We start from the raw sequence: 21,393 nt of genomic DNA on the forward strand, positions 1-21,393 counted from the left end.
ATTGCGCTGCTACTTCCCCTGTGGAAGCGAGCTTGCTCCGGGCGGCGATCCGACGATAGCGGTGGGTCAGCAGACAATGCTGTTGACTGACACTCCCTCATCGCGAGCAAGCTCGCTCCCACAAGGGGCCCGGGGTTATTTGCCAGTGATCATCGGCAGGTTCAGCCCCTGCTCCTTCGCGCAATCAATGGCGATCTGGTAACCGGCGTCGGCATGGCGCATTACCCCGGTACCCGGGTCGTTGTGCAGCACGCGCGCAATCCGCTCGGCCGCTTCATCGGTACCGTCGCAGACGATGACCATGCCCGAATGCTGGGAGAAGCCCATGCCAACACCACCACCATGGTGCAGCGACACCCAGGTCGCACCGCTGGCGGTGTTGAGCAAGGCGTTGAGCAGCGGCCAGTCGGAGACGGCATCGGAACCGTCCTGCATGGATTCGGTTTCACGGTTGGGGCTGGCCACGGAACCGGAGTCCAGGTGGTCGCGACCGATGACGATCGGCGCCGACAATTCGCCGCTGCGTACCATTTCGTTAAAAGCCAGGCCCAGCTTGGCGCGCTGGCCCAGCCCGACCCAGCAGATACGCGCCGGCAAGCCCTGGAAGCTGATGCGCTCGCGGGCCATGTCCAGCCAGTTGTGCAGGTGGGCGTCGTCGGGAATCAGTTCCTTGACCTTGGCGTCGGTCTTGTAGATGTCCTGCGGATCGCCGGACAGCGCGGCCCAACGGAACGGACCGATGCCGCGGCAGAACAGCGGACGGATATAAGCCGGGACGAAACCAGGGAAGTCGAAGGCATTCTCGACGCCTTCTTCCTGGGCCATCTGGCGGATGTTGTTACCGTAGTCGAAGGTCGGCACGCCCATTTTCTGGAAGGCCAGCATGGCTTTCACATGTACCGCCATCGATTGCTTGGCGGCTTTCACCACGGCGGCGGGCTCGGTCTTGGCGCGGGCGCGGTATTCGTCCCAGGTCCAACCGACCGGCAGATAGCCGTTGAGGGGATCGTGGGCGCTGGTCTGGTCGGTGACCATGTCCGGGCGCACACCACGACGGACCATTTCCGGCAGGATCTCGGCAGCGTTCCCGCACAGGGCGATGGAAATCGCCTTGCCTTCGGCGGTGTATTTCTCGATGCGCGCCAAGGCGTCGTCGAGGTCTTTGGCTTGCTCGTCGACGTAGCGGGTTTTCAGGCGGAAATCGATACTGACCTGCTGGCACTCGATGTTCAGCGAGCACGCACCGGCCAGGGTCGCGGCCAACGGCTGGGCGCCCCCCATGCCACCCAGGCCGGCGGTCAGGACCCAGCGCCCCTTGAGGTTGGAGCCGTAGTGCTGGCGACCGGCCTCGACGAAGGTTTCATAAGTGCCCTGCACGATGCCCTGGCTGCCGATGTAGATCCAGCTGCCGGCGGTCATCTGGCCGTACATGGCCAGGCCCTTGGCGTCGAGTTCGTTGAAATGTTCCCAACTGGCCCAGTGCGGCACCAGGTTGGAGTTGGCGATCAGCACCCGTGGCGCATTGGCGTGGGTCTTGAACACGCCCACCGGCTTGCCGGATTGCACCAGCAGGGTTTCGTCGTCGTTCAGGTGGGTCAGGCTTTCGACGATCTTGTCGTAGCACTCCCAATTGCGCGCCGCGCGACCGATGCCACCGTAGACCACCAGCTCCTTGGGATTCTCGGCCACTTCCGGGTCGAGGTTGTTCATCAGCATGCGCAGCGGCGCTTCGGTCAGCCAGCTTTTGGCGGTCAGGGTGTTACCGCGGGGAGCGCGGATTTCAACGTCACGGTATTTTTCGGTTTTGCGGGTAGCGTCGGTCACAGCAAAAACTCCTCAGCGATCAATCCAGACCAGCCCGGACAGGGCAGCTATTTCTGCGGACGTTGCGCTGAGTGAAGGTGACTCATACGCATACGTCTTTACTTGTATGTACAAGCATATGCAATCAAGCGGCCAACTTGTCGATGACAGGCTTGCAGGAGACTTTAGGTTTGGCTGAAAGCCCCGTGATTGAGCGGCTCCAGAGCCAGATGAAATTTCTGAAGGAGGGATTTGTGAACAGGACTGACAGGTTACGAGAGCGCGGTTCTGCGCCACGCTGGGGCATTCGGTAACAAGTTGGTGCAAAGCGGGAACAACGAGAGCGGAGCCTTTATGGCAAGGGAGCTTGTTCCCTCGCCACTAAAGCACTTCGTCGGAAATCAGCGGGCCGTCAGCTCGATCACACAGCATTGGCCGTGGCTGGTGATGTCCAGCAGCCCGGTGTTGCTCAATTGCAAGCAGTCGTAGAGGCCCAGGTTAACGGCGGACTCGCCAACGCTGATCGCCAACCCCGGGGCCGCGCTGAACACCAGCACCGTCTGCGCCTCGCTGAAAAACCGCTGCTGGCCTCCCAGCCATTGCAACCGCGCGTGAAAACGCTGGGGGGCATAGATCAGGTTGAAATCGCGAATCGGCCCGCCCAGCAAGGTGCAATGCACATGGCTCTCGCCGCTGAAGGCAAAGGGGTCCAGCGGATGCAGAGGTCGCGTGGCCTGGCCATCGACGTTCAGCGTCATGCCGTCTCCCTGCAGGACGCTGATGATCCTTTCGTAGCCGGCAAAGGTGGAAAAACCGCCCGACTCGGCGATATCGGCAATCGACAGGCGCCAGCCGAAACCTTCCAGGCCGGTGCCGGCGTCACGGGTGATTTCCTCGGTACTGCCGCCACCGTTTTTCCAGGGCATGCGGGGATAGTCCGCAGCCCGCAGAACTGTCATCTGATTCGTCATTTATGAAACCGACCTTCCAGGCTGTGACGGGAACCGGGGTGGATCAGGCGCGCGGCGGTCACCGGCTGGCGCCCGGACCAGGTGCGGCGACGGATCAACAGGCACGGCTCGCCCCGTTCGATCTGCAGCAGCTTGCACTCGCTCGGCTCGGCGAGGATCGCCTCCACCACATGCTCGCCCTCGGTCAGCGGCGCGACCTGGTTCAGATAGGCATAGGGCGTCTGCAGGGTGAAATCCTGCTTGAGGTAGTCCGGCGCCACCAGCGCATTGACGAAACGGTCCTCGATCTGCACCGGGATGTCGTTCTCGAAATGCACGATCAGAGAATGGAACACCTTCTGGCCTTCGCGCATCTCCAGGGCCAGGGCACGCTCGGAACCGGCGGCCTCTTCTTCCAGGGTGATGACCTTGCAGGTATGGCGATGGCCACGGGAGGCGATTTCGTCGGCGATGTTATGCACTTCGAACAAAGCGGACTGGCTCTTGGGTTCAGCCACGAAGGTACCGACCCCCTGCATGCGCACCAGCAGGCCGTCGGCGGTCATCTCCCGCAGGGCGCGGTTGATGGTCATGCGACTGAAGCCCAACTGACTGACCAGTTCGCTTTCCGATGGCACGCGGTAATGCGGTGGCCAGTTTCCACTGTCGATCTGCTGGGTAATCATCTGTTTGACGCGGGCGTACAAGGGCGCCGGACTGTCGCCCATGTTCGCGGCAATTGGTGGTTTGGCAGGCGGAGTCGGCACGGCGGTTCCCTGTTCTGCGAATGAGATTACAAATGTCCTGTAGCCCAGACACTATTCCTTCTTGACGGCGTCTCTTGCCGTCATCCTGCGTTGCCGCTCCTCGCCACAGCCTGCTATGACTCGGCGCGGCGCCTGCCTGACGACAAGAGCCACACATCAAAAAAGAACGTATCTATGAAACAGGACATTAGCTTGCCGGAGTTTACCGGCCAGGCAAACGTCTGTATATGTATATACAAATTACGCACGATGAGGTTCGACCATGCCCGCCTTTTTTGCCGAACGCGCGCTGCTGCCTAGTGGATGGGCCAATGATGTACGTCTTGAAGTCGACGCCGCTGGCGTCCTGACTCATGTCCAGGCCGGCTCCCACGCAGACGGCGCCGAACGGCTGGGAGGTCCGTTGTTGCCGGGCATGCCGAACCTGCACTCCCATGCCTTCCAACGGGCCATGGCCGGGCTGGCGGAAGTGGCGGGCAACCCCAACGACAGTTTCTGGACCTGGCGCGACCTGATGTATCGTCTCGTCGGGAAAATCAGCCCCGATCAACTGGGCATCATTGCCCGGCAGTTGTACATCGAAATGCTCAAGGCCGGTTACACCTCGGTCGCCGAATTCCACTATGTGCACCACGATACCGACGGCACACCCTATGCCGACCCGGCTGAACTGGCCTTGCGCATCAGCCACGCCGCCCAGGCGGCCGGCATCGGGCTGACCCTACTGCCAGTGCTCTACAGCCACTCCGGTTTCGGAGGCCAGGCACCCAACGAAGGGCAACGCCGCTTCATCAACAGCACCGAAAACTACCTCAAGCTGCAAACACGCTTGCAGCCGATTCTGGCTGCACAACCGACCCAGGCGCTAGGCCTGTGCTTCCACTCATTGCGTGCCGTGACGCCCGGGCAGATCCAGGACGTGCTGGCCGCGAGCGACCGCCATTGCCCGGTGCACATCCATATCGCCGAGCAGCAAAAGGAAGTCGACGATTGCCTGGGCTGGAGTGGCGCCCGTCCGTTGCAATGGCTGTACGAAAACGTCGAGGTCGACCCGCGCTGGTGCCTGGTGCATGCCACCCACGCCAACGCCGACGAAGTCGCCCTCATGGCCAGGAGCCGGGCGATCGCCGGCCTGTGCCTGACCACCGAAGCCAACCTGGGCGACGGTATTTTCCCGGCGGTGGATTTCATCGCCCAAGGTGGACGCCTGGGCATCGGTTCCGACAGCCATGTGTCATTGAGCGTAGTGGAGGAATTGCGTTGGCTGGAATACGGCCAGCGCCTGCGGGATCAACGGCGCAACCGCCTGTATCGACCAGACCAGCCAATGGTCGGCCGCACCTTGTTCGATGCGGCCCTGGAAGGCGGCGCCCAGGCGCTGGGGCAAGCGGTCGGTGCCCTCGACGTCGGCAAACGCGCCGACTGGCTGGTGCTCGACGGCAACGACCCTTACCTGGCCACTGCCAGGGGCGACGGGATACTCAATCGCTGGCTGTTTGCCGGCGGGGATCGTCAGGTGCGTGATGTGATGGTCGGCGGGCAATGGGTCGTGCGCGATGGACGTCATGCCGGGGAAGAAGAAAGCGCCCGGGCGTTTGCCCAAGTCTTGCGCGAACTCCTGGACTGACGAAATGCGGGAGCGAGCCTGCTCGCGATGAGGCCTTCGCATTCAACACGAGGTTGACTGGACGCCCGTCATCGCGAGCAGGCTCGCTCCCACAGGGGTTCTTCGAAGCGGTTCAATCCGAGGTTCGGGCCATCTGCCGATCCGACGCACGCCAGATCAACCGTGTCGTGTCGTAGCCTTGCTGGCGCGCCCTGCTGAGCAGTTCTTCACGAACGTCGACATTGACGGTGGGCGTACGGGACAGCAGCCACATGTAGCGTCGGCTCGGGTCACCCACGATGGCGGTCTTGTAGTCTTCGCTGACGTACAGCACCCAATATTGCCCCTTTGCCACACCCGGCAGGATGCGGGAAAACCAGGTATCGAACTCGACCCAGAGCTTGTCGGTCTTGCCCGGCACCTGTGGCTTGGCGGTGCCCTTGGCTTCTTCCCACTGCCAGTCCGAAGTCAGGCAGCGATTGAGTACACCCAGGTTGCCGTCGGGCTTGAGGGTGTAGTGAGCTTCCGATTGCGCGCAGTTGCGCTGGAAATACATTGGCAGGCGGGCCAACTCGTACCAGGTCCCTTGGTAACGCTTGAGATTGACACTGTTGACGGTCTTGGGCGCCAACGGGTCTTCGCCAGAAGTGGCACAGCCGGCCAGTACCAGGCCAGCTAAAAGCACTAACAATAACCGCATCATTATTTTTCTCCCGCAGGCCTCTGGCCTCGGTTTACTTCAGGCCTTGGCCGGAAAACATCAACACTTTGTCACCGGCATACTGCACGCTGATAAAGCTTTTCTGGTCGCCCCAGGTGCAACTGGACATGCCGAGCGCGCCCGAACAATCGGTCGGTTTCCCCAGTAACGTTTCGACTTCGGCCTTGGACATGCCGGCCGACAGCTTCGAATAGTTTTCCTGGTTGACTTTGCTGCAGGCGGCCAGAAAGACGCACAAAGACAACAACGCGATAGAACGCAGGGACATCGGGTAACTCCTGGAGCGGAAGGGAGGTGGCAGGGTGCCAACCAGAACCTTAGAAGAGAAAACCGTCATCTGGTTCCCCGGGGAACCGGCTATTTATTGGGCCAAACCCAGGCACTTCGTCGGTAAATCAACCAGTTTGTGACGGCGTCGTGCATTTCGTCGGGAATACGTCATCAGCACCTGAATCGCGACGCCGGGGAGCCGATAAAAAGACCAGCGCCAAAAATCGCGTTATGGCACATTGACGCCCCCTTCCTGACCAGCTTCTGTTCGGTAGCTTTCTTAATGACCAGAAACATGAAATTCAGCCACAAAATTCTGTTGGCTGCCGCCCTCGTGGTGGCCGTCGCATTCGCCTGTTTCATCCTGTTCAACGACTATCGCCAGCGCCAGAGCCTGCACACCAGCACCGAAACCTCCATGCAGGAACTCGGCAGCCTGACCAGCCGCAACATCCAGACCTGGGTCGAGGGTCGCATCCAGTTGCTCCAGTCGCTGGCACAGCAGATCGCCGTGGACGGCAGCAGCGCCGACAGCCTCAAACGCGCGGTCGGCCTGCCGGCGTACACCGGCAATTTCCAGCTCAGCTACTTCGGCGGCACCGACGGCGTGATGTTTTCGGTTCCGGCCGGTAATCGCGCCGCCGACTACGACCCCCGTGCCCGTGGCTGGTACAAGGCCGCCAACAGCGCTCAACAGACCATCGTCACCGAACCCTACATCGCGGCCTCATCCGGCAAACTGGTGATCACTGTCGCCACCCCGGTCCAGCATCAGAACCAGATGATCGGCGTGGCCGGTGCGGACATCGACCTGTCGAGCGTCAGCGCCATCATCAACTCGCTGAACTTCGGGGGCCATGGCCATGCCTTCATCGTCAGCGCCGACGGCAAGATCCTGATCCACCCCGACAGCAAGCGTGTGCTCAAGACCCTGGCCGAGGCCTACCCCAACGGCGCACCACAAGTCAGCCCGGGCATGAAGGAAGTCGAACTCGACGGCAAGACCCAGTTCATGTCCTTCACCCGCGTCAATGGCGTGCCGGGCGCCGATTGGTATGTGGCACTGGTACTGGACAAGGACACGGCGCTGGCGATGCTCAGCGAATTCCGCACCTCGGCATTGATCGCCATGGCCATCGCCGTGGTGTTCATCATTGCCCTGCTGGGCATGTTGATCCGCGTGCTGATGCAGCCATTGCTGACCATGGGCCGCGCGATGCATGACATCGCCGAAGGCGAAGGCGACCTGACCCGGCGCCTGACCATCCATGGCCACGACGAATTCGGCGCCCTGGGCACATCGTTCAACCGCTTTGTCGAACGCATTCACACCTCGATCCGCGAAGTGGCTTCGGCCACCGGCCAGGTCAACGAAGTCGCCCTGCGCGTGGTCAGTGCCTCCAATTCCTCGATGTTCAATTCCGACCAGCAAGCCTCGCGCACCAGTAGCGTTGCCGCAGCCATCAACCAGCTCGGCGCCGCCGCCCAGGAAATCGCCCAGAACGCCGCCCTCGCCTCGCAGCACTCCAGCGAGGCCCGCAACCTGGCCGAGGATGGCCAGCAGGTGGTAGACAAGACCATCACCGCCATGCAGCAGCTGTCGGCGAAGATCAGCGATTCGTGCGGCAACATCGAAACCTTGAACAGCAACACGGTGAACATCGGCCAGATTCTTGAGGTGATCACCAGCATTTCCCAGCAGACCAACCTGCTCGCCCTCAACGCCGCCATCGAAGCGGCCCGTGCCGGTGAAGCCGGGCGCGGCTTCGCGGTGGTCGCCGATGAAGTGCGCAACCTGGCCCACCGCACCCAGGATTCGGCGCAGCAAGTGCAGAAGATGATTGAAGAACTGCAAGTGGGCGCCCGGGAAGCGGTGCTGACCATGACCGACAGCCAGCGCCAGAGCGAAAGCAGCGTCGGCATCGCCAACCAGGCCGGCGAACGCCTGGGCAGCGTGACCCAGCGTATTGGTGAAATCGACGGCATGAACCAGTCCGTGGCCACCGCCACCGAAGAACAGACCGCCGTGGTGGAGTCGATCAACGTCGACATCACCGAGATCAACACCCTGAACCAGGAAGGCGTGGAAAACCTGCAGGCCACCTTGCGGGCCTGTGCCGATCTTGAGCAGCAGGCGGCGCGGTTGAAGCAGTTGGTGGGTAGTTTCCGGATCTAGTGCCTGGACTGACCCCGTCGCGAGCAAGCTCGCGATGGGGTATGTCAGCCTACGCAAACAGACATTTGGTCAGCGCTACCTGACTCAAGACTGAATTAAGACTAAACTCAGTCCATTCAATCTTTCGAGGCTTACGCCATGAAGCTGTCATCCCAAATCAAACCCATCAGCTATTTGAAAAGCCACACGGCTGAAATCGTAAAGACCATCACAGAGAGTAGAGAGCCTTTGATCATCACCCAAAACGGTGAAGCCAAGCTCGTAGTCATGGATGTGAAAAGTTTCGAAGAACAAGAAGACACCATGGCGCTGTTGAAGCTATTGGCCATGGGCAACCGTGAAATTGAAGAAGGTAATTTTCAGGATGTTGAGGATGTCTTCACTGAGCTGGACAGGGCTGACACTCAATGAGCTTAAAGGTTGTCATCCTTCAATCGGCCGAAACAGATCTTAAAGAGCTCCGCGTTTATCTAATCGAGCGGTTTTCTTCTCAAACATGGCAAAACACCTATGCCAGTCTGAAAGCAGCGATCCGTCATCTAGCAACACTGCCTTTTGCGGGATCGATCCCGGAAGAAATTGAAAGGCTTAATCTCGGTCAATATCGACAGATCCTTTCAGGAATGAATAGGATCATTTATGAAGTGCGAGGCCAAACGATCTACATCCACATCATCGCCGATAGCCGCAAGAGCTTGCCCGCGTTGCTAATGAAACGCTTGCTTCGAAGCGACTCTTAGAACTTCGCTAAAATCGCGACCCAGGCTTGTTCAAAAACTCCATTTCCTCAGCCGTGGACTCGCGCCCCAACACCGCATTGCGATGGGGAAACCGTCCAAACCGCGCAATGATCTTCTGGTGTCGCTCGGCATAGTCCAGGTTGTCTTCAAACACTGCCCGCTCCGCCTCGGGCTGCTCTCGAACCAGCTCGATAAACCGCGACACGGCTTCGTTCTGCACCGCGAGGATTTCGCAGTGTTCCAGTACGAGGTAGATGAATACGCGCTGGATGGGCTTGAGTTGGCGCTCGAACCCCGCCGCCAGGCCTTGGGCCACCAGCGCCTGGGCACGCAGGTCGCCGGCAAAAGCCTTGGGGGTGTCGCGAAAGATCATCCGCGGAAGCTGATCGAGCAGTAGCACCAGGGCCAGCCAACCTTCCGGGCGTTGCGCCCAGTCGGTCAATCCGCCGGCCAGTGCCTGCTCGACCTGATCGCCGAAGCGCTCTTGCGCCTGGCGATCATGGCCTTTGCCAAACCACAGCTTGCCCTTGTCGGCCGCGATTTCGTCCGGCGTTTCGGCTGAACCAAACCACCAATCGAGCAACGGCTGCCAGGGCTCGGCCATGTTTCACTCCTTGTGGTAGGCCGTGGCGCGCGCCACTTCTTGCTTCGAGCCGAGGAACACCGCTACGCGCTGGTGAAGGCCTTCGGGCTGGATGTCGAGGATGCGCTGGTGACCGTCGGTGGAAGCTCCGCCGGCCTGTTCCACCAGGAACGACATCGGGTTGGCTTCATACATCAGGCGCAGCTTGCCCGGCTTGGAGGGCTCGCGGCTGTCGCGCGGGTACATGAACAGGCCGCCACGGGTCAGGATACGGTGCACGTCGGCAACCATGGCCGCGACCCAGCGCATGTTGTAGTTCTTCTTCAACGGGCCTTCCTCGCCGGCCAGCAGCTCGCTGACATAGCGCTGCACGGGAGCTTCCCAGTGCCGCTGGTTGGACATGTTGATAGCGAATTCCTGGGTGGTTTCAGGAATGGTGATGTCTTCGTGGGTCAGTACGAAGCTGCCCATCTCGCGGTCCAGGGTGAAGCCCTTGACGCCGTCGCCCAGGGTCAGCACCAGCATGGTCTGCGGGCCATAGATGGCATAGCCGGCGGCGACTTGCTGGGTGCCTGGTTGCAGGAAAGCCTTTTCATTCAGGGCTTCGTTCTGGCTCAGGTATTCGTTCGGGCAACGCAGTACCGAGAAGATGGTGCCGACCGGCGCGTTGATATCGATGTTCGACGAACCGTCCAGTGGATCGAACACCAGCAGATAGGCACCCTTGGGGTATTTGCCCGGGATCTGGTAGGCATTGTCCATTTCCTCGGACGCCATGCCGGCCAGGTGACCACCCCATTCGTTGGCTTCGAGCAGGATTTCGTTGGACAGCACGTCGAGCTTCTTCTGCACTTCGCCCTGCACGTTTTCGGTGCCCATGCTGCCCAGGACGCCACCCAGTGCGCCTTTGGATACGGCGTGGCTGATTTCCTTGCACGCACGCGCCACCACTTCGATCAAAAAGCGCAGATCGGCAGGGGTGTTGTTGCTGCGGGTCTGCTCAATCAAATAGCGACTCAAGGTAACGCGGGACATGGACGGCTCCGAAGAATAGGGGGCGGAAAAACCTGCGCAGTTTAGCGCGAGTCGGGACTTAATTCCTCCTATGAGACGGGGAATGGAGGATTGAGTTCACGGGGTGGCGGCTCGCTTGGATATTTCTGACGATTGAGAGAACGCCATCGCGAGCGAGCTCGCTCCCACAGTTGACTGAGTTGTTTCGACGAACGCGGTCTATTGTGGGAGCGAGCTTGCTCGCGATCAACGCACCTCAGCTCTTGACCGGCGGTTTGCGCAGCAGACTGAAGGCCATCGCCGCGAGGAACAATACGCTGAGCAGCAACACCGCCCACAGGCCGATCTTCTTCCAGTTGGTCTCGACCGGGGCCGGGGTGGTCGCGGTTGCAGCGGCGGGGATGGCGCGGACCGTGCCATTCACCGTTGCCGTCCCCAGGGTCGCCAGGCGCGCGGGACGGTAATCCGGCACCAGTGTCGTCAAGGGCAGGTTGGCCGCCTTCACGGTGGCACTGCCCAGCGCCAGACTGAAGGGACCTTCTCCACGCGCCAGGAACACCACCTGACTGGGGCGCACCGCAAAGCGCAACGCCGGTGCCTTGTCGCCCAGGCCACCGCCGCGCTCATCGACTGTCAGCTTCAATTGCTGAACGGTCTGGCCGTCGAGCTGCAGTTGGTCCTGCACCACATCCTGGCCGTTCTGGGTCAGGCGATACAGCAAGCCACTGCCCAGCGGCTGCCACGGATGGCTGCTCTCGCGCCGACCGGCCAGGATCACCGGCGCCAGGCTGTTGGCCTGGCTCAGTTCCACCTGCACTTGTTCGATGTCCAGTCCCATGGGCAACTGCCAGGTATATTCACCGGCCTTGGCAGTGCTGCCGGCCAGCGGTTGCGACCAGGCCAAGGGCAGCGGCAGGTTTTCCTGGCGGGTGCTTTGCAACTGCGCCGAGGTCAGCACCGGGGCCGATGACGGCGACTCCCACAGCAATCGCAGGTAACGGGCCGATTGCCCCGGCAGGCTCACCTCATGCTGCTCGACCCGCTCATCGGCGAAGGTCAATCGTGCCACCTGGCCTTCGCCCCATGATTGCCAGTTCTGCAGATCGTCGCTGGCCTCGATGGTGAACCGCTGGAAGCCGTCGCGCTCACTGGTCCAGTCCAGGATCAGTTGCTGCAGGGGCGCCTTGATCGCGCTGGCGTCCAACAGCCAGCCGCGCAGTTCCTCCTCCCCTGCTTCGAGGCGGCTGGACGGCTGGACTTCCACCAGCGTGCCATTGGCGTTCGATTGCACCCGCACGCTGGGCGCACGCTCGTTGTCATCGGCGGCGTTGTACAGGGGAAACCACTTCACCTCGGTCAGGGTCCGGTTTTCCCGGCTCTGGGCGGTTTCGCGAACCAGGGCATAAGCCTGGGCCTGCCCGGCCGCGTTGAATACCCGCAGGTCGCTCAGGTCGGTCTGGCGCGCCTGCAACTGGACCTCCAGGGGCAACGGAAGACGATACCAAGGGCCCTCACCGCTCAAGGCCAGTGGCACCTGGTGGGCGAAGTCCGCTGGCCTCTCCTGGGCCACGACCGACAATGTCGCCCACAACCCCACCACTCCCAGCCCGATCCGACTCAACTTGCGACTCAAGATGACACTCCCCCACTGACAGGCATCGGCGGCTCGGTCGGCGGAACCGTTTCCGGACGCTTGGGCGGCAGTGGCGCGAAGTAGCCCACTACCAGCAACAGCACACCCACACCGATAAACGACACGATCCGCGCCAGACCGCCACGGTTACTCAATTCGACAAAGAACAGCTTGGCCACCACCACGGCAATCAACGCCGCACCGATCAGCCACACCTCGCGCCGATGCCGCAGGTGCCCGCCAATCATCAGGCCCAGGGCGATCAGCGTCCAGACGATAGACAAGCCGGCCTGCACGAACATGGATTCGAGCAGCGCATCCAGTTCGAACGGTACGTCCAGCCAATGGTGGGCGCTGCGCATCACCACCGCCGTGAAGAAAGCGAACAGCGACACCCCGGCGACCAACTGCGCCACCTGCCCGGCATGGGCCCAGCGGATCGCCAGTTGCGCCACTGCGCTGCGGGACCACACGTAGACGCCGAACAATGCGAACAGCAGGCCCAGCTCCAGAGGGTTGAGCAGCGGTACATAAGGCAAGGGTTCGGCGGTGCCGTCGCTGAAGGTATTGGCCAGCCAGAACCAGCCCAGCATCAGCAGGGCCAGCGGCGCCGCCGCGTAGACACGGTATTCGCGCGGCTGGGCCGAGACTGGCCACGGCCAGGCGCGTGGCGCGGCCATCAGGACCAGGTACAGGCTCGGCAGAATCGCCCAACCCAGCCAGCGCCAAGCGTTGTACTGCTCGGACAACAACAGCAGGCCGTAACGCAGTTGCAACGCCAGCACGCCGATCGACAGCCAGCAACCGAGCACATGGGCGGTACTGCGCACCTGGGTCGGCAGCATCGTGGCCAGGCGCTTCAGGGAAAGGAAATGCACGCCGAACACCAGCAGCCAGGCCAACCAGCCGTAGTCTGCCGCCGGGTGATAGCGGCTGTGCCAGGTCGCAACCAACACACAGCCCGCCGCAGGGACCAGCAAGGTGCACAGCAGCCCCAGCGCCGGCCATTTCAAACGCTGCGACAGGACGGTCCATACCGCCACGCTCAGCGCTGCGACGATCAACAGCAGGCTGCCCTGCAGGTTCGCCGGGGCGAAGCGCAGCACTTCGCTGACCCACGCCAGGGCCCACCAGCCGGCGCCCCAGACCAGCAGCAATTCGGACAGGCGCTGCAAATTCAAGGCATCGAATGCCGTGCCCGATCGATCCCGCTGCAGCCGCCATGCACCGATCAGCGCCGCCAACCCCAGCACCATTGGCGTCCAGAAGCCACTGTGGGCCAGAGGGCGCAGATCCTCGGCGTCGAGCGGACCCAGCAAGGCCGGCCCCGCCATCAGGAACGCCGCGCCGCCCACCAGTTGCAACAGCAGGCCGAAGACAAAACTCATGCGCTGCTTGAGGTACAGGCTCAGCCAGATGATCAGCAGGCCGCTGGCGGCCCATACCCCGCTCGCCGTCTGCCAGGGCAGGACAAACAGCACGGCCAGGTTGATCAGCACCAGCCCCGCCAGCAGCACGACCGACAGGCCGCGCAACAACCGGACGTCCCTGCGCACCATGTCGTCGCGGGCCGCCAGCAACATGCCGCCGATCAACGCCAGACCGATCAGGGAGGCGCTGAGCAAACCGCTCCAGCCGGCATCGAACACCGCCGCCGAGTCCCCTTCGGCGCCGCGCAGGCGCATCAGGAACAGCGCGCCGCCCAGCAGTTGCACGGCGAACGCCGTGAACAGGAAGCTGCGCGATTGCAGGCGCAGGCCGACGAACAGCGTCACAAGGCCGGCCAATGCCCAGGCGATGGCGGTGCCATGGGTGAAGAAAAACAACGGGGCCAGCAGATAGAGGAAACCCAGGCCCAACACCGCCAGCACCGACTGGCCCTGGCGCTCCCAGGCGTGGGTGTGCGCGGGATCCGCCTTGCGCAACTGAAGGAAGCTGAACAGCAAGGCGCCACCGATCATCAGGCTGCCCAGCGCAGGCGCATCGAGCAGGCTGCTTTCGCCAAGGCTCACCTCGCCGAGGAAGGCACGTGCCGCCCCCAGTTGCAGCAACAAGGCAAAGGCCCTGGCCAGTGGTCGTTGCTGACGCAACCCCAACCAGAAGATCCCGGCGCCTTCCACGGCCCAGGCCGCCGAAGTCCAGCGGGCGTCGAGCCCCAGGGGAATCGCCAGGCTGGCGAAAATCACCCCCAGGGCCAGGCAGGTTTCAGCCAGCAGCAAGGCTCGCCCGCCCATCAATACCCGCGCCAGCCCCATGTAGATCGCACCCAGGGCCAGGGCGCTGAACGCCGCGGCGAGCTCCAGGTGCTGCACCAGGGCGTATTGCAGGCCGAAACCCACCAGCGGCGGACCGAACAGCATCGTGCCGTCCACGTAATCGCCCTTGCGCGCCGACCAGCGCAGCAACGCCTCGCGACTCTCATCCTCAGGCGCGCCTGCGGTTTCCAGCAATTTGCGACGAGTGAACAGCAGGCCGATCGCCAGGTACATCAGGAAGAACACGATCAGGAACGGCTCGGTACTCCAGAACAGCTCCGGCGTGTAGGAGCGCAGGCCCCAGGCGACACCGATGCCGAAGGTGCCGACAAAGCCGATCAGGTTGAGCAGGCGCCAGGCCTTGAACCAGGCAATGGCCAGGATGCCGGTGTTGAGCAGGATGAAATAGCTGAATAGCGCAACGTGATTGCCACTGCCAGTGGAGGTCAGGATCGGCGCGGCAAAACCACCCAGGGCGGCCGCTGCGGCCAGGCCCATGGCGTTCTGGGTGACCGCCAGGATCGCCGAGAACACCGTCACCGCCACCAGCAAGCCCAGCGCCGCCTTCGAGTCGAGCAGCGGGTGCAGGCGCATGGCGGCGAACACCGTCAGGTACAGCACCGCGATGCCGGTGCCCTGGAGCATCAAGGCGTAGTTGCTGTTGCGCTGGCGCAACCACCAGCCGAGGGCCAACAAGCCCAGCGCACTGGCTGCGACGCCGGCGTAACGCAGCTCGATCGGCACCACCATGCCTTCGGTGGCATAACGCAGCAGGAACGCCAGGCCGAGGAATAACAGCACCACACCGACCCGCAACACGGTATTGCCGCCGAACAGCCAGTTTCGCGCCCCCGCCATGGCCCGCTCGATGAAATTCGGGCCACGGGGCGCAGTGGGTTCAACAACCTTCGTTTCCAGGGTTTCCTGTCGGCGCGCTTCGCGCCTGGACACCGTTGGCGCCGGACGCCAGAGGTCGTCGGGCAAAGGTTGGCTGGCTTGTGTGCCGGCCATCGCGGGAGTGGGCGCAAGGTCAGGCGGCAGTTCCCAGACCAGCTCCGGCTCCGGCTCTGGTGTGGGTTGCGTCCGCACTTCGGGTTTCGGCGCCTCGGCCACTACGACCTGCGGTGCTGGCGTCGGTTCGCTCGGCGCGGCAACGGGGCCACGCTCCAGCAGCGCCAGACGGGCCTCCAGTGTCAGCAGGTTTTTCTGGGCGTCCTGCAGCAAGCTCTGTTGCTTGGCGGCCTGGGTGCCGAGACGGCTCAGCCGGACACCCTGGGCGATGCCAAGCCCCAGCAACCCGCCTATCAGCGCGTCGGCCAGCGACTCATCCACCACCCAGCCCAGTGCCAGGCCCAACAACGTCAAGATCCATTGCATGGTCGATATCCCTAAGCGGCCCGTTGCGGGCATGACCGGGGTGATGCGATGCCTGGATCAGTCTAGTGGAAGGGCACAAACCCTGTGGGAGCGAGCTTGCTCGCGATAGCGGCATGACAGACACCATCAGGTTGACTGACACACCGCTATCGCGAGCAAGCTCGCTCCCACATCGGATTGTTATCGCTGCCAATGACTGAGCCCGGCCACACAGCCCGGCGAAACTGGCGCCTAGTATATCGACGAAGCCCAGCCGCCGTTGGGCTTCGCTCACATTTCTGGAAGCCAGGCCTATTCCAGTGCTTTCCAGATATCGGTGGCGTACTCACGGATGGTGCGGTCGGAGGAGAACCAGCCCATGCGTGCCGTGTTAAGCACTGCCGAGCGCCACCATTGCTTGGAGTCGTGCCAACGCTCCTCGACCTTGGCCTGGGCGTTCCAGTACGCATCGAAATCGGCGCAGACCAGGAACCGGTCATAGTCCACCAGCGAATCCACCAGCCCGGCGTAGCGCATTGGATCGTCCGGTGAGAACACCCCGCCACGGATCGCCTGCAAGACGTCGTTGAGACGATGGGATGCGGCGATGTCCGGCGCTGCGCTGAACTCGCCGTTGCGCTTGCGGGCTTCCACCTGCTCGGCTGTCAGGCCGAAAATGAACATGTGCTCGCCACCCACGCGCTCGTGCATCTCGACGTTGGCGCCGTCCATCGTACCGATGGTCAGCGCGCCATTGAGGCCGAACTTCATGTTGCTGGTGCCCGACGCCTCGAAACCGGCGGTGGAAATCTGCTCCGACAAGTCCGCCGCCGGGATGATGCTCTCGGCCAGGCTGACGTTGTAGTTGGGCAGGAATACCACCTTGAGCAGACCGCGCACCGTCGGGTCGTTGTTCACCACCCGGGCGATGTCGTTGGTCAGCTTGATGATCAGCTTGGCCTGGTGATAACTGGCGGCGGCCTTGCCGGCGAAGATCTTCACGCGGGGTACCCAGTCCACCTCCGGCTCGGCGCGGATCGCCTGGTACAGCGCCACGGTATGCAGCAGATTGAGCAACTGACGCTTGTATTCATGGATCCGCTTGACCTGCACGTCGAACATCGCCGACGGGTTCACGGCGATCCCCAACCGCTCGTGGATCAGGTACGCCAGGGCCTTCTTGCTGTGCAGGCGCTGCTCGGCGAATTGTTTGCGGAACGCCTGCTTGTCGGCGAACGGCTCCAGCTCGATCAGGCGCTCCTCGGGATTGTCGAGCACGCTCGGCCCGAGGGCGTCCACCATCATCGATGTCAGCTCGGCGTTGGCCTGGAACAGCCAGCGGCGGAAGGTGATGCCGTTGGTCTTGTTGTTGATCCGCTCCGGATAGAGCTTGTGCAACTCCGAGAACACCGTGCTGCGCATCAGTTGCGTGTGCAGCCCGGACACGCCGTTGACGCTATGGGAGCCGAGGAACGCCAGGTTGCCCATGCGCACACGGCGACCGTTGTCCTCTTCGATCAGCGAAACCGAGCGCAGTACGTCGAAGTCGTGTATGCCCTTGGCCCGCAACGAGTCGATGTGCTGGGCATTGATCAGATAGATGATCTGCATGTGCCGCGGCAGCATGCGTTCCATCAGGCCCACCGGCCAGGTTTCCAGGGCCTCGGGCAACAGTGTGTGGTTGGTGTAGGACAGCGTGTCCTGGGTGATCTGCCAGGCCGCATCCCACGCCACGTCATAGACGTCCACCAACTGGCGCATCAGCTCGGCCACGGCGATGGACGGGTGGGTGTCGTTGAGCTGGATCGCCGCATGGTCGCCCAGGGTCAGCACCGAGGTGTGCATGTTGCGATGACGACGCAGCAGGTCTTGCAGCGAGGCGGCGACGAAGAAATATTCCTGGCGCAGGCGCAGTTCCTGGCCGGCCTCAGTGCTGTCGGCCGGGTACAGCACCCGGGAAATACTTTCGGCCCGGGCCACTTCCGCCACCGCGCCCAGGTGGTCGCCGGCGTTGAAGCGTTCCAGGTGCAACTCTTCCATGGCACGGGCGCGCCACAGACGCAGGGTGTTGACGCTGGCGCCGCGCCAGCCCACCACGGGGGTGTCGTAGGCGATGGCCCGTACGGTTTCTCCCGGGGACCAGACTTGCCGGGTCTTGCCGGTGTCGTCAGTGACGGTCTCGACACTGCCGCCGAAGCCGATCGTATAAACCACCTCCGGCCGTTCGAACTCCCAGGGATTGCCGAAATCCAGCCAGTGCTCGGTCTGCTCCTGCTGCCAGCCGTCCACCACGGCCTGGCGGAACAGGCCGTGCTCATACCGGATGCCATAGCCATGGCCGGCAATACCCAGGGTCGACATGCTTTCCATGAAGCATGCCGCCAATCGGCCGAGACCGCCGTTGCCGAGCGCCGCGTCGGGCTCGAGCAAACGAATGCGCTCCAGGTCCACGCCAAGCTCGGTCAGGGCTTCGCGCGCAGTGTCCAGCAGGCCGAGGTTGCTCAGGCTGTCATACAGCAAGCGGCCGATCAAAAATTCCAGGGAGAGGTAATAGACCCGCTTCTGGCCCTTGCGATAGATCTGCCGCGTATGGTCCATCCAGTGATCGACCATATGGTCGCGGGCTGCGAGGGCAATGGCTTCGAACCAGTCGTGATCAAACGCATGATCGGGGTCCTTGCCGACGGCATAAGTGAGTTTGGTCAACACGGCGTCGCGAAACGCAGCGACTTCAGCTTCGCGAACAAGTGGTTCTTGAGTCATGGAATTAAGACCTCGAACGGACATGGAATTGTCTGAGCCTAGACGGTCTGACAGACGGTCAAGGCGCTTGGTTCGGTGGTTTTTCCCCAAGTGTCGGAGAATTGCCGTCAGGGAACTGCCGGATGGACGAATGAATGCAGGGGCCGTGCCGCTGTCGGAAGGGTTTCTTGAAATCGAAAAAAAAACGGCGGATGGTCGTTCAAAATTTCACCAGTCCCGGTATGATCGCGCGCCCTGACGCATGCTGGTACACCCTGATGATGAAGCCCAACCTGATCGCCGCCGCGGAGATCGACCGACTCGATACCTGGGCCCGGTATTCAGCCCCGATGTGCGGTTCCTGCGTGTCGAGCTGCTGCACACTACCGGTCGAGGTCAAGATCAAGGACCTGATCCGGATCGGCATCGTCGATGAGTTCGAACTGGGCGACCCACCGAAGAACATCGCCAAGCGCCTGCAAAAGGAAGGGATCGTCGAGCGCTACAACCAGAAGTCCGAGATTTTCACGCTCCAGCGCATGAGCAACAACGATTGCCTGTATCTGGACCGTAAAAGCCGCTTGTGCACCATTTACGAGAAGCGCCCGGACACCTGCCGCAACCATCCGCGAATTGGGCCACGGCCGGGCTATTGCGCCTACAAACCCAAGGAAGTGGAGCGCGAGCGCAATCCGCGGACGCTGGATCGCTTTTGATCTGGCAGTTTGTGGCGCCTGAGCCGCCGCTATCGCGAGCAAGCTCGCGATAGGGCTCTCAAGGCATCCCACAAATCCCGGGCACAAAAAAACGCCCCCGATCTCACGACCGGGGGCGTTTTTCATTCAGCCTGGGCTAGACGATCAAGCCTTGGCTTTCTTGGCAGCGCGGGTACGCTCGCCTTCGTCCAGGATCTTCTTGCGCAGACGAATCGACTTCGGCGTCACTTCGCACAGTTCGTCGTCCTGGATGAATTCCAGGGCCTGTTCCAGGGTGAAGCGAACAGGTGGAACCAGGGCGATGGTTTCGTCCTTGCCCGAAGCACGCATGTTGTCGAGCTTCTTGCCCTTGGTAGGGTTGACGCCCAGGTCGTTGTCACGGCTGTTCAGACCGACGATCTGGCCGTTGTAGATTTCCTGGCCGTGCTCGACGAACAGCTTGCCACGCGCCTGGAGGGTTTCCAGGGAGTAGGTCAGCGCCTTGCCGGTCTCGACCGATACCAGTACACCGTTCTGACGGCCGGACATGTGGCCGGACTTCATGGTGTCGTAGCGATCGAAGATCGAGGTCAGGATGCCCGCACCGTTGGTCAGGGTCAGGAACTGGTTGCGGAAACCGATCAGGCCACGAGCCGGGATGTTGTATTCCAGACGTACACGGCCCTTGCCATCCGGGGACATGTTGGTCAGGTCGCCCTTACGCAGGCCCATCTCTTCCATGACCTTGCCCTGGGATTCCTCAGGGATGTCGATGGTGACGTTTTCGAACGGTTCCTGCTTGACGCCGTCAACGACACGAATGATCACTTCCGGACGGCCTACGGCCATTTCGAAGCCTTCGCGACGCATGGTTTCGATCAGTACCGAGAGGTGCAGTTCACCGCGACCGGACACCTTGAACTTGTCGGCCGAGTCGCCTTCTTCAACGCGCAGTGCAACGTTGTAGAGCAGCTCCTTGTCCAGACGCTCCTTGATGTTGCGGGAGGTCACGAACTTGCCTTCCTTGCCGCAGAATGGCGAGTCGTTGACCTGGAAGGTCATGGAAACGGTCGGCTCGTCGACGGTCAGTGGCTTCATCGCCTCGACAGCGTTTGGATCGCACAGGGTATCGGAGATGAACAGCTCTTCGAAACCGCTGATGCAGACGATGTCGCCGGCAGCGGCTTCTTCGACGTCCACACGGTGCAGGCCGTGGTGACCCATCAGCTTGAGGATACGGCCGTTGCGCTTCTTGCCGTCGACATCGATCGCCACCACCGGAGTGTTCGGCTTGATGCGACCGCGGGCGATACGACCGACGCCGATCACACCCAGGAAGCTGTTGTAGTCCAGGGCCGAGATCTGCATCTGGAACGGACCGTCACGGTCAACGGCAGGCGCCGGGACGTTGTCGACGATCGACTGGTACAGCGGGGTCATGTCTTCGGCCATGGCGGTGTGGTCCAGGCCGGCGATGCCGTTCAGGGCCGAGGCGTAGACGACCTGGAAGTCCAGTTGTTCGTCGGTGGCACCCAGGTTGTCGAACAGATCGAAGATCTGGTCCAGTACCCAGTCAGGACGCGCGCCCGGACGGTCGACCTTGTTGATCACGACGATCGGCTTCAGACCGGCTTCGAAGGCCTTCTTGGTCACGAAACGGGTTTGCGGCATAGGGCCGTCCTGGGCGTCCACCAGCAGCAGCACGGAGTCGACCATGGACATGACGCGCTCTACTTCACCACCGAAGTCGGCGTGACCGGGGGTGTCCACGATGTTGATGTGGTAACCGTTCCAGTTGATGGCGGTGTTTTTCGCCAGGATGGTAATACCGCGCTCTTTTTCCTGGTCGTTGGAGTCCATCACGCGCTCGTCGTTGAGCTCGTTGCGCTCCAGGGTGCCGGATTGACGCAAGAGTTTGTCTACCAGGGTGGTCTTACCATGGTCAACGTGGGCGATGATGGCGATGTTGCGTAGATTTTCGATCACTTGTGTATCTCGATCAGAGGATTCGGTGTGCTGACAGGTCGTGGCAGCGATTTACGTTGAGTCCGACAAAGCCGTTACAGCCTGTCGGCGGCGTCG

At 62.0% G+C, this 21,393-nt stretch carries 16 protein-coding genes; 5 read left to right on the plus strand and 11 right to left on the minus strand.

The window, feature by feature from the left end; genetic code table 11:
- Nucleotides 1-135: 135 nt before the first annotated feature.
- From hutU to hutC, 3 genes are all read right to left on the minus strand, one after another.
- Entirely contained in the window at nt 136-1,824 is a 1,689-nt protein-coding gene (hutU, locus tag BT179_RS12375) for a urocanate hydratase (RefSeq protein WP_072431676.1), read from the minus strand.
- A gap of 380 nt (nt 1,825-2,204) precedes the next feature.
- On the minus strand, nt 2,205-2,762 hold the full coding sequence (locus BT179_RS12380) for a HutD/Ves family protein (protein WP_256327884.1): 558 nt from the start codon (nt 2,760-2,762) through the stop codon (nt 2,205-2,207).
- 8 nt (nt 2,763-2,770) lie between these two features.
- Nucleotides 2,771-3,481 (minus strand): histidine utilization repressor, encoded by a 711-nt coding sequence (hutC, locus tag BT179_RS12385; protein ID WP_172679593.1) that lies wholly within the window; start codon nt 3,479-3,481, stop codon nt 2,771-2,773.
- 301 nt (nt 3,482-3,782) lie between these two features.
- On the opposite strand from hutC, the gene BT179_RS12390 reads away from it, so the two are divergent.
- On the plus strand, nt 3,783-5,147 hold the full coding sequence (locus BT179_RS12390) for a formimidoylglutamate deiminase (protein ID WP_072431678.1): 1,365 nt from the start codon (nt 3,783-3,785) through the stop codon (nt 5,145-5,147).
- 112 nt (nt 5,148-5,259) lie between these two features.
- Here the strand turns inward: BT179_RS12390 and BT179_RS12395 are convergent, their stop codons facing one another.
- Nucleotides 5,260-5,829, minus strand: coding sequence for a lipocalin family protein (locus BT179_RS12395; RefSeq protein ID WP_072397942.1), 570 nt, complete (start codon nt 5,827-5,829; stop codon nt 5,260-5,262).
- 31 nt (nt 5,830-5,860) lie between these two features.
- Nucleotides 5,861-6,115 (minus strand): outer membrane protein assembly factor BamE domain-containing protein, encoded by a 255-nt coding sequence (gene bamE, locus BT179_RS12400; RefSeq protein WP_072397941.1) that lies wholly within the window; start codon nt 6,113-6,115, stop codon nt 5,861-5,863.
- Between the two features lie 285 nt (nt 6,116-6,400).
- On the opposite strand from bamE, the gene BT179_RS12405 reads away from it, so the two are divergent.
- The 3 genes from BT179_RS12405 (at nt 6,401) to BT179_RS12415 (ending at nt 9,033) form a co-directional block, all read left to right on the plus strand.
- Nucleotides 6,401-8,293 (plus strand): methyl-accepting chemotaxis protein, encoded by a 1,893-nt coding sequence (locus tag BT179_RS12405; RefSeq protein ID WP_218163094.1) that lies wholly within the window; start codon nt 6,401-6,403, stop codon nt 8,291-8,293.
- Nucleotides 8,294-8,431: 138 nt separating this feature from the next.
- Nucleotides 8,432-8,704, plus strand: coding sequence for a type II toxin-antitoxin system Phd/YefM family antitoxin (locus tag BT179_RS12410; RefSeq protein ID WP_072431680.1), 273 nt, complete (start codon nt 8,432-8,434; stop codon nt 8,702-8,704).
- A complete protein-coding gene (locus tag BT179_RS12415) occupies nt 8,701-9,033 on the plus strand; it encodes a type II toxin-antitoxin system RelE/ParE family toxin (RefSeq protein ID WP_072397938.1) in 333 nt (110 codons plus the stop codon). Before BT179_RS12410 ends, BT179_RS12415 begins: the two co-directional genes overlap by 4 nt.
- 7 nt (nt 9,034-9,040) lie before the next feature.
- On the opposite strand, the gene BT179_RS12420 is transcribed toward BT179_RS12415, so the two are convergent.
- From BT179_RS12420 to BT179_RS12440, 5 genes are all read right to left on the minus strand, one after another.
- Complete coding sequence (locus tag BT179_RS12420) at nt 9,041-9,637, minus strand: DUF924 family protein (protein WP_072397937.1); 597 nt, start codon at nt 9,635-9,637, stop codon at nt 9,041-9,043.
- Between the two features lie 3 nt (nt 9,638-9,640).
- Entirely contained in the window at nt 9,641-10,651 is a 1,011-nt protein-coding gene (locus BT179_RS12425; protein ID WP_072397936.1) for a class 1 fructose-bisphosphatase, read from the minus strand.
- A 235-nt stretch (nt 10,652-10,886) separates the two neighbouring features.
- Entirely contained in the window at nt 10,887-12,263 is a 1,377-nt protein-coding gene (locus BT179_RS12430) for a DUF3999 domain-containing protein (protein ID WP_072397935.1), read from the minus strand.
- Nucleotides 12,260-15,895: a DUF2339 domain-containing protein gene (locus BT179_RS12435; protein WP_072397934.1), complete on the minus strand. Its 3,636-nt coding sequence runs from the start codon at nt 15,893-15,895 to the stop codon at nt 12,260-12,262. The genes BT179_RS12430 and BT179_RS12435 overlap by 4 nt, the downstream gene beginning before the upstream one ends.
- 291 nt (nt 15,896-16,186) lie before the next feature.
- Nucleotides 16,187-18,637, minus strand: coding sequence for a glycogen/starch/alpha-glucan phosphorylase (locus BT179_RS12440; RefSeq protein ID WP_072397933.1), 2,451 nt, complete (start codon nt 18,635-18,637; stop codon nt 16,187-16,189).
- Nucleotides 18,638-18,894: 257 nt separating this feature from the next.
- Between BT179_RS12440 and BT179_RS12445 the strand changes: the two genes are divergently transcribed.
- The gene (locus BT179_RS12445; RefSeq protein WP_072398017.1) at nt 18,895-19,332 is read left to right on the plus strand and encodes a YkgJ family cysteine cluster protein; all 438 of its coding nucleotides are present in this window, start codon (nt 18,895-18,897) and stop codon (nt 19,330-19,332) included.
- Between the two features lie 144 nt (nt 19,333-19,476).
- On the opposite strand, the gene typA is transcribed toward BT179_RS12445, so the two are convergent.
- On the minus strand, nt 19,477-21,297 hold the full coding sequence (typA, locus tag BT179_RS12450; RefSeq protein WP_053147843.1) for a translational GTPase TypA: 1,821 nt from the start codon (nt 21,295-21,297) through the stop codon (nt 19,477-19,479).
- Nucleotides 21,298-21,393 lie beyond the last annotated feature (96 nt).

This window comes from Pseudomonas sp. NFACC43, assembly GCF_900119645.1.
GTDB lineage: Bacteria > Pseudomonadota > Gammaproteobacteria > Pseudomonadales > Pseudomonadaceae > Aquipseudomonas.

What these genes read in the sequence shown, in the direction of transcription:
- BT179_RS12380 (WP_256327884.1), bottom strand. Translation starts at nt 2,762, where the DNA reads ATGACAGTTCTGCGGGCTGCGGACTATCCCCGCATGCCCTGGAAAAAC.
- hutC (WP_172679593.1), bottom strand. Translation starts at nt 3,481, where the DNA reads ATGGGCGACAGTCCGGCGCCCTTGTACGCCCGCGTCAAACAGATGATT.
- BT179_RS12390 (WP_072431678.1), top strand. Translation starts at nt 3,783, where the DNA reads ATGCCCGCCTTTTTTGCCGAACGCGCGCTGCTGCCTAGTGGATGGGCC.
- BT179_RS12395 (WP_072397942.1), bottom strand. Translation starts at nt 5,829, where the DNA reads ATGATGCGGTTATTGTTAGTGCTTTTAGCTGGCCTGGTACTGGCCGGC.
- bamE (WP_072397941.1), bottom strand. Translation starts at nt 6,115, where the DNA reads ATGTCCCTGCGTTCTATCGCGTTGTTGTCTTTGTGCGTCTTTCTGGCC.
- BT179_RS12405 (WP_218163094.1), top strand. Translation starts at nt 6,401, where the DNA reads ATGACCAGAAACATGAAATTCAGCCACAAAATTCTGTTGGCTGCCGCC.
- BT179_RS12410 (WP_072431680.1), top strand. Translation starts at nt 8,432, where the DNA reads ATGAAGCTGTCATCCCAAATCAAACCCATCAGCTATTTGAAAAGCCAC.
- BT179_RS12415 (WP_072397938.1), top strand. Translation starts at nt 8,701, where the DNA reads ATGAGCTTAAAGGTTGTCATCCTTCAATCGGCCGAAACAGATCTTAAA.
- BT179_RS12420 (WP_072397937.1), bottom strand. Translation starts at nt 9,637, where the DNA reads ATGGCCGAGCCCTGGCAGCCGTTGCTCGATTGGTGGTTTGGTTCAGCC.
- BT179_RS12425 (WP_072397936.1), bottom strand. Translation starts at nt 10,651, where the DNA reads ATGTCCCGCGTTACCTTGAGTCGCTATTTGATTGAGCAGACCCGCAGC.
- BT179_RS12435 (WP_072397934.1), bottom strand. Translation starts at nt 15,895, where the DNA reads ATGCAATGGATCTTGACGTTGTTGGGCCTGGCACTGGGCTGGGTGGTG.
- BT179_RS12440 (WP_072397933.1), bottom strand. Translation starts at nt 18,637, where the DNA reads ATGACTCAAGAACCACTTGTTCGCGAAGCTGAAGTCGCTGCGTTTCGC.
- BT179_RS12445 (WP_072398017.1), top strand. Translation starts at nt 18,895, where the DNA reads ATGATGAAGCCCAACCTGATCGCCGCCGCGGAGATCGACCGACTCGAT.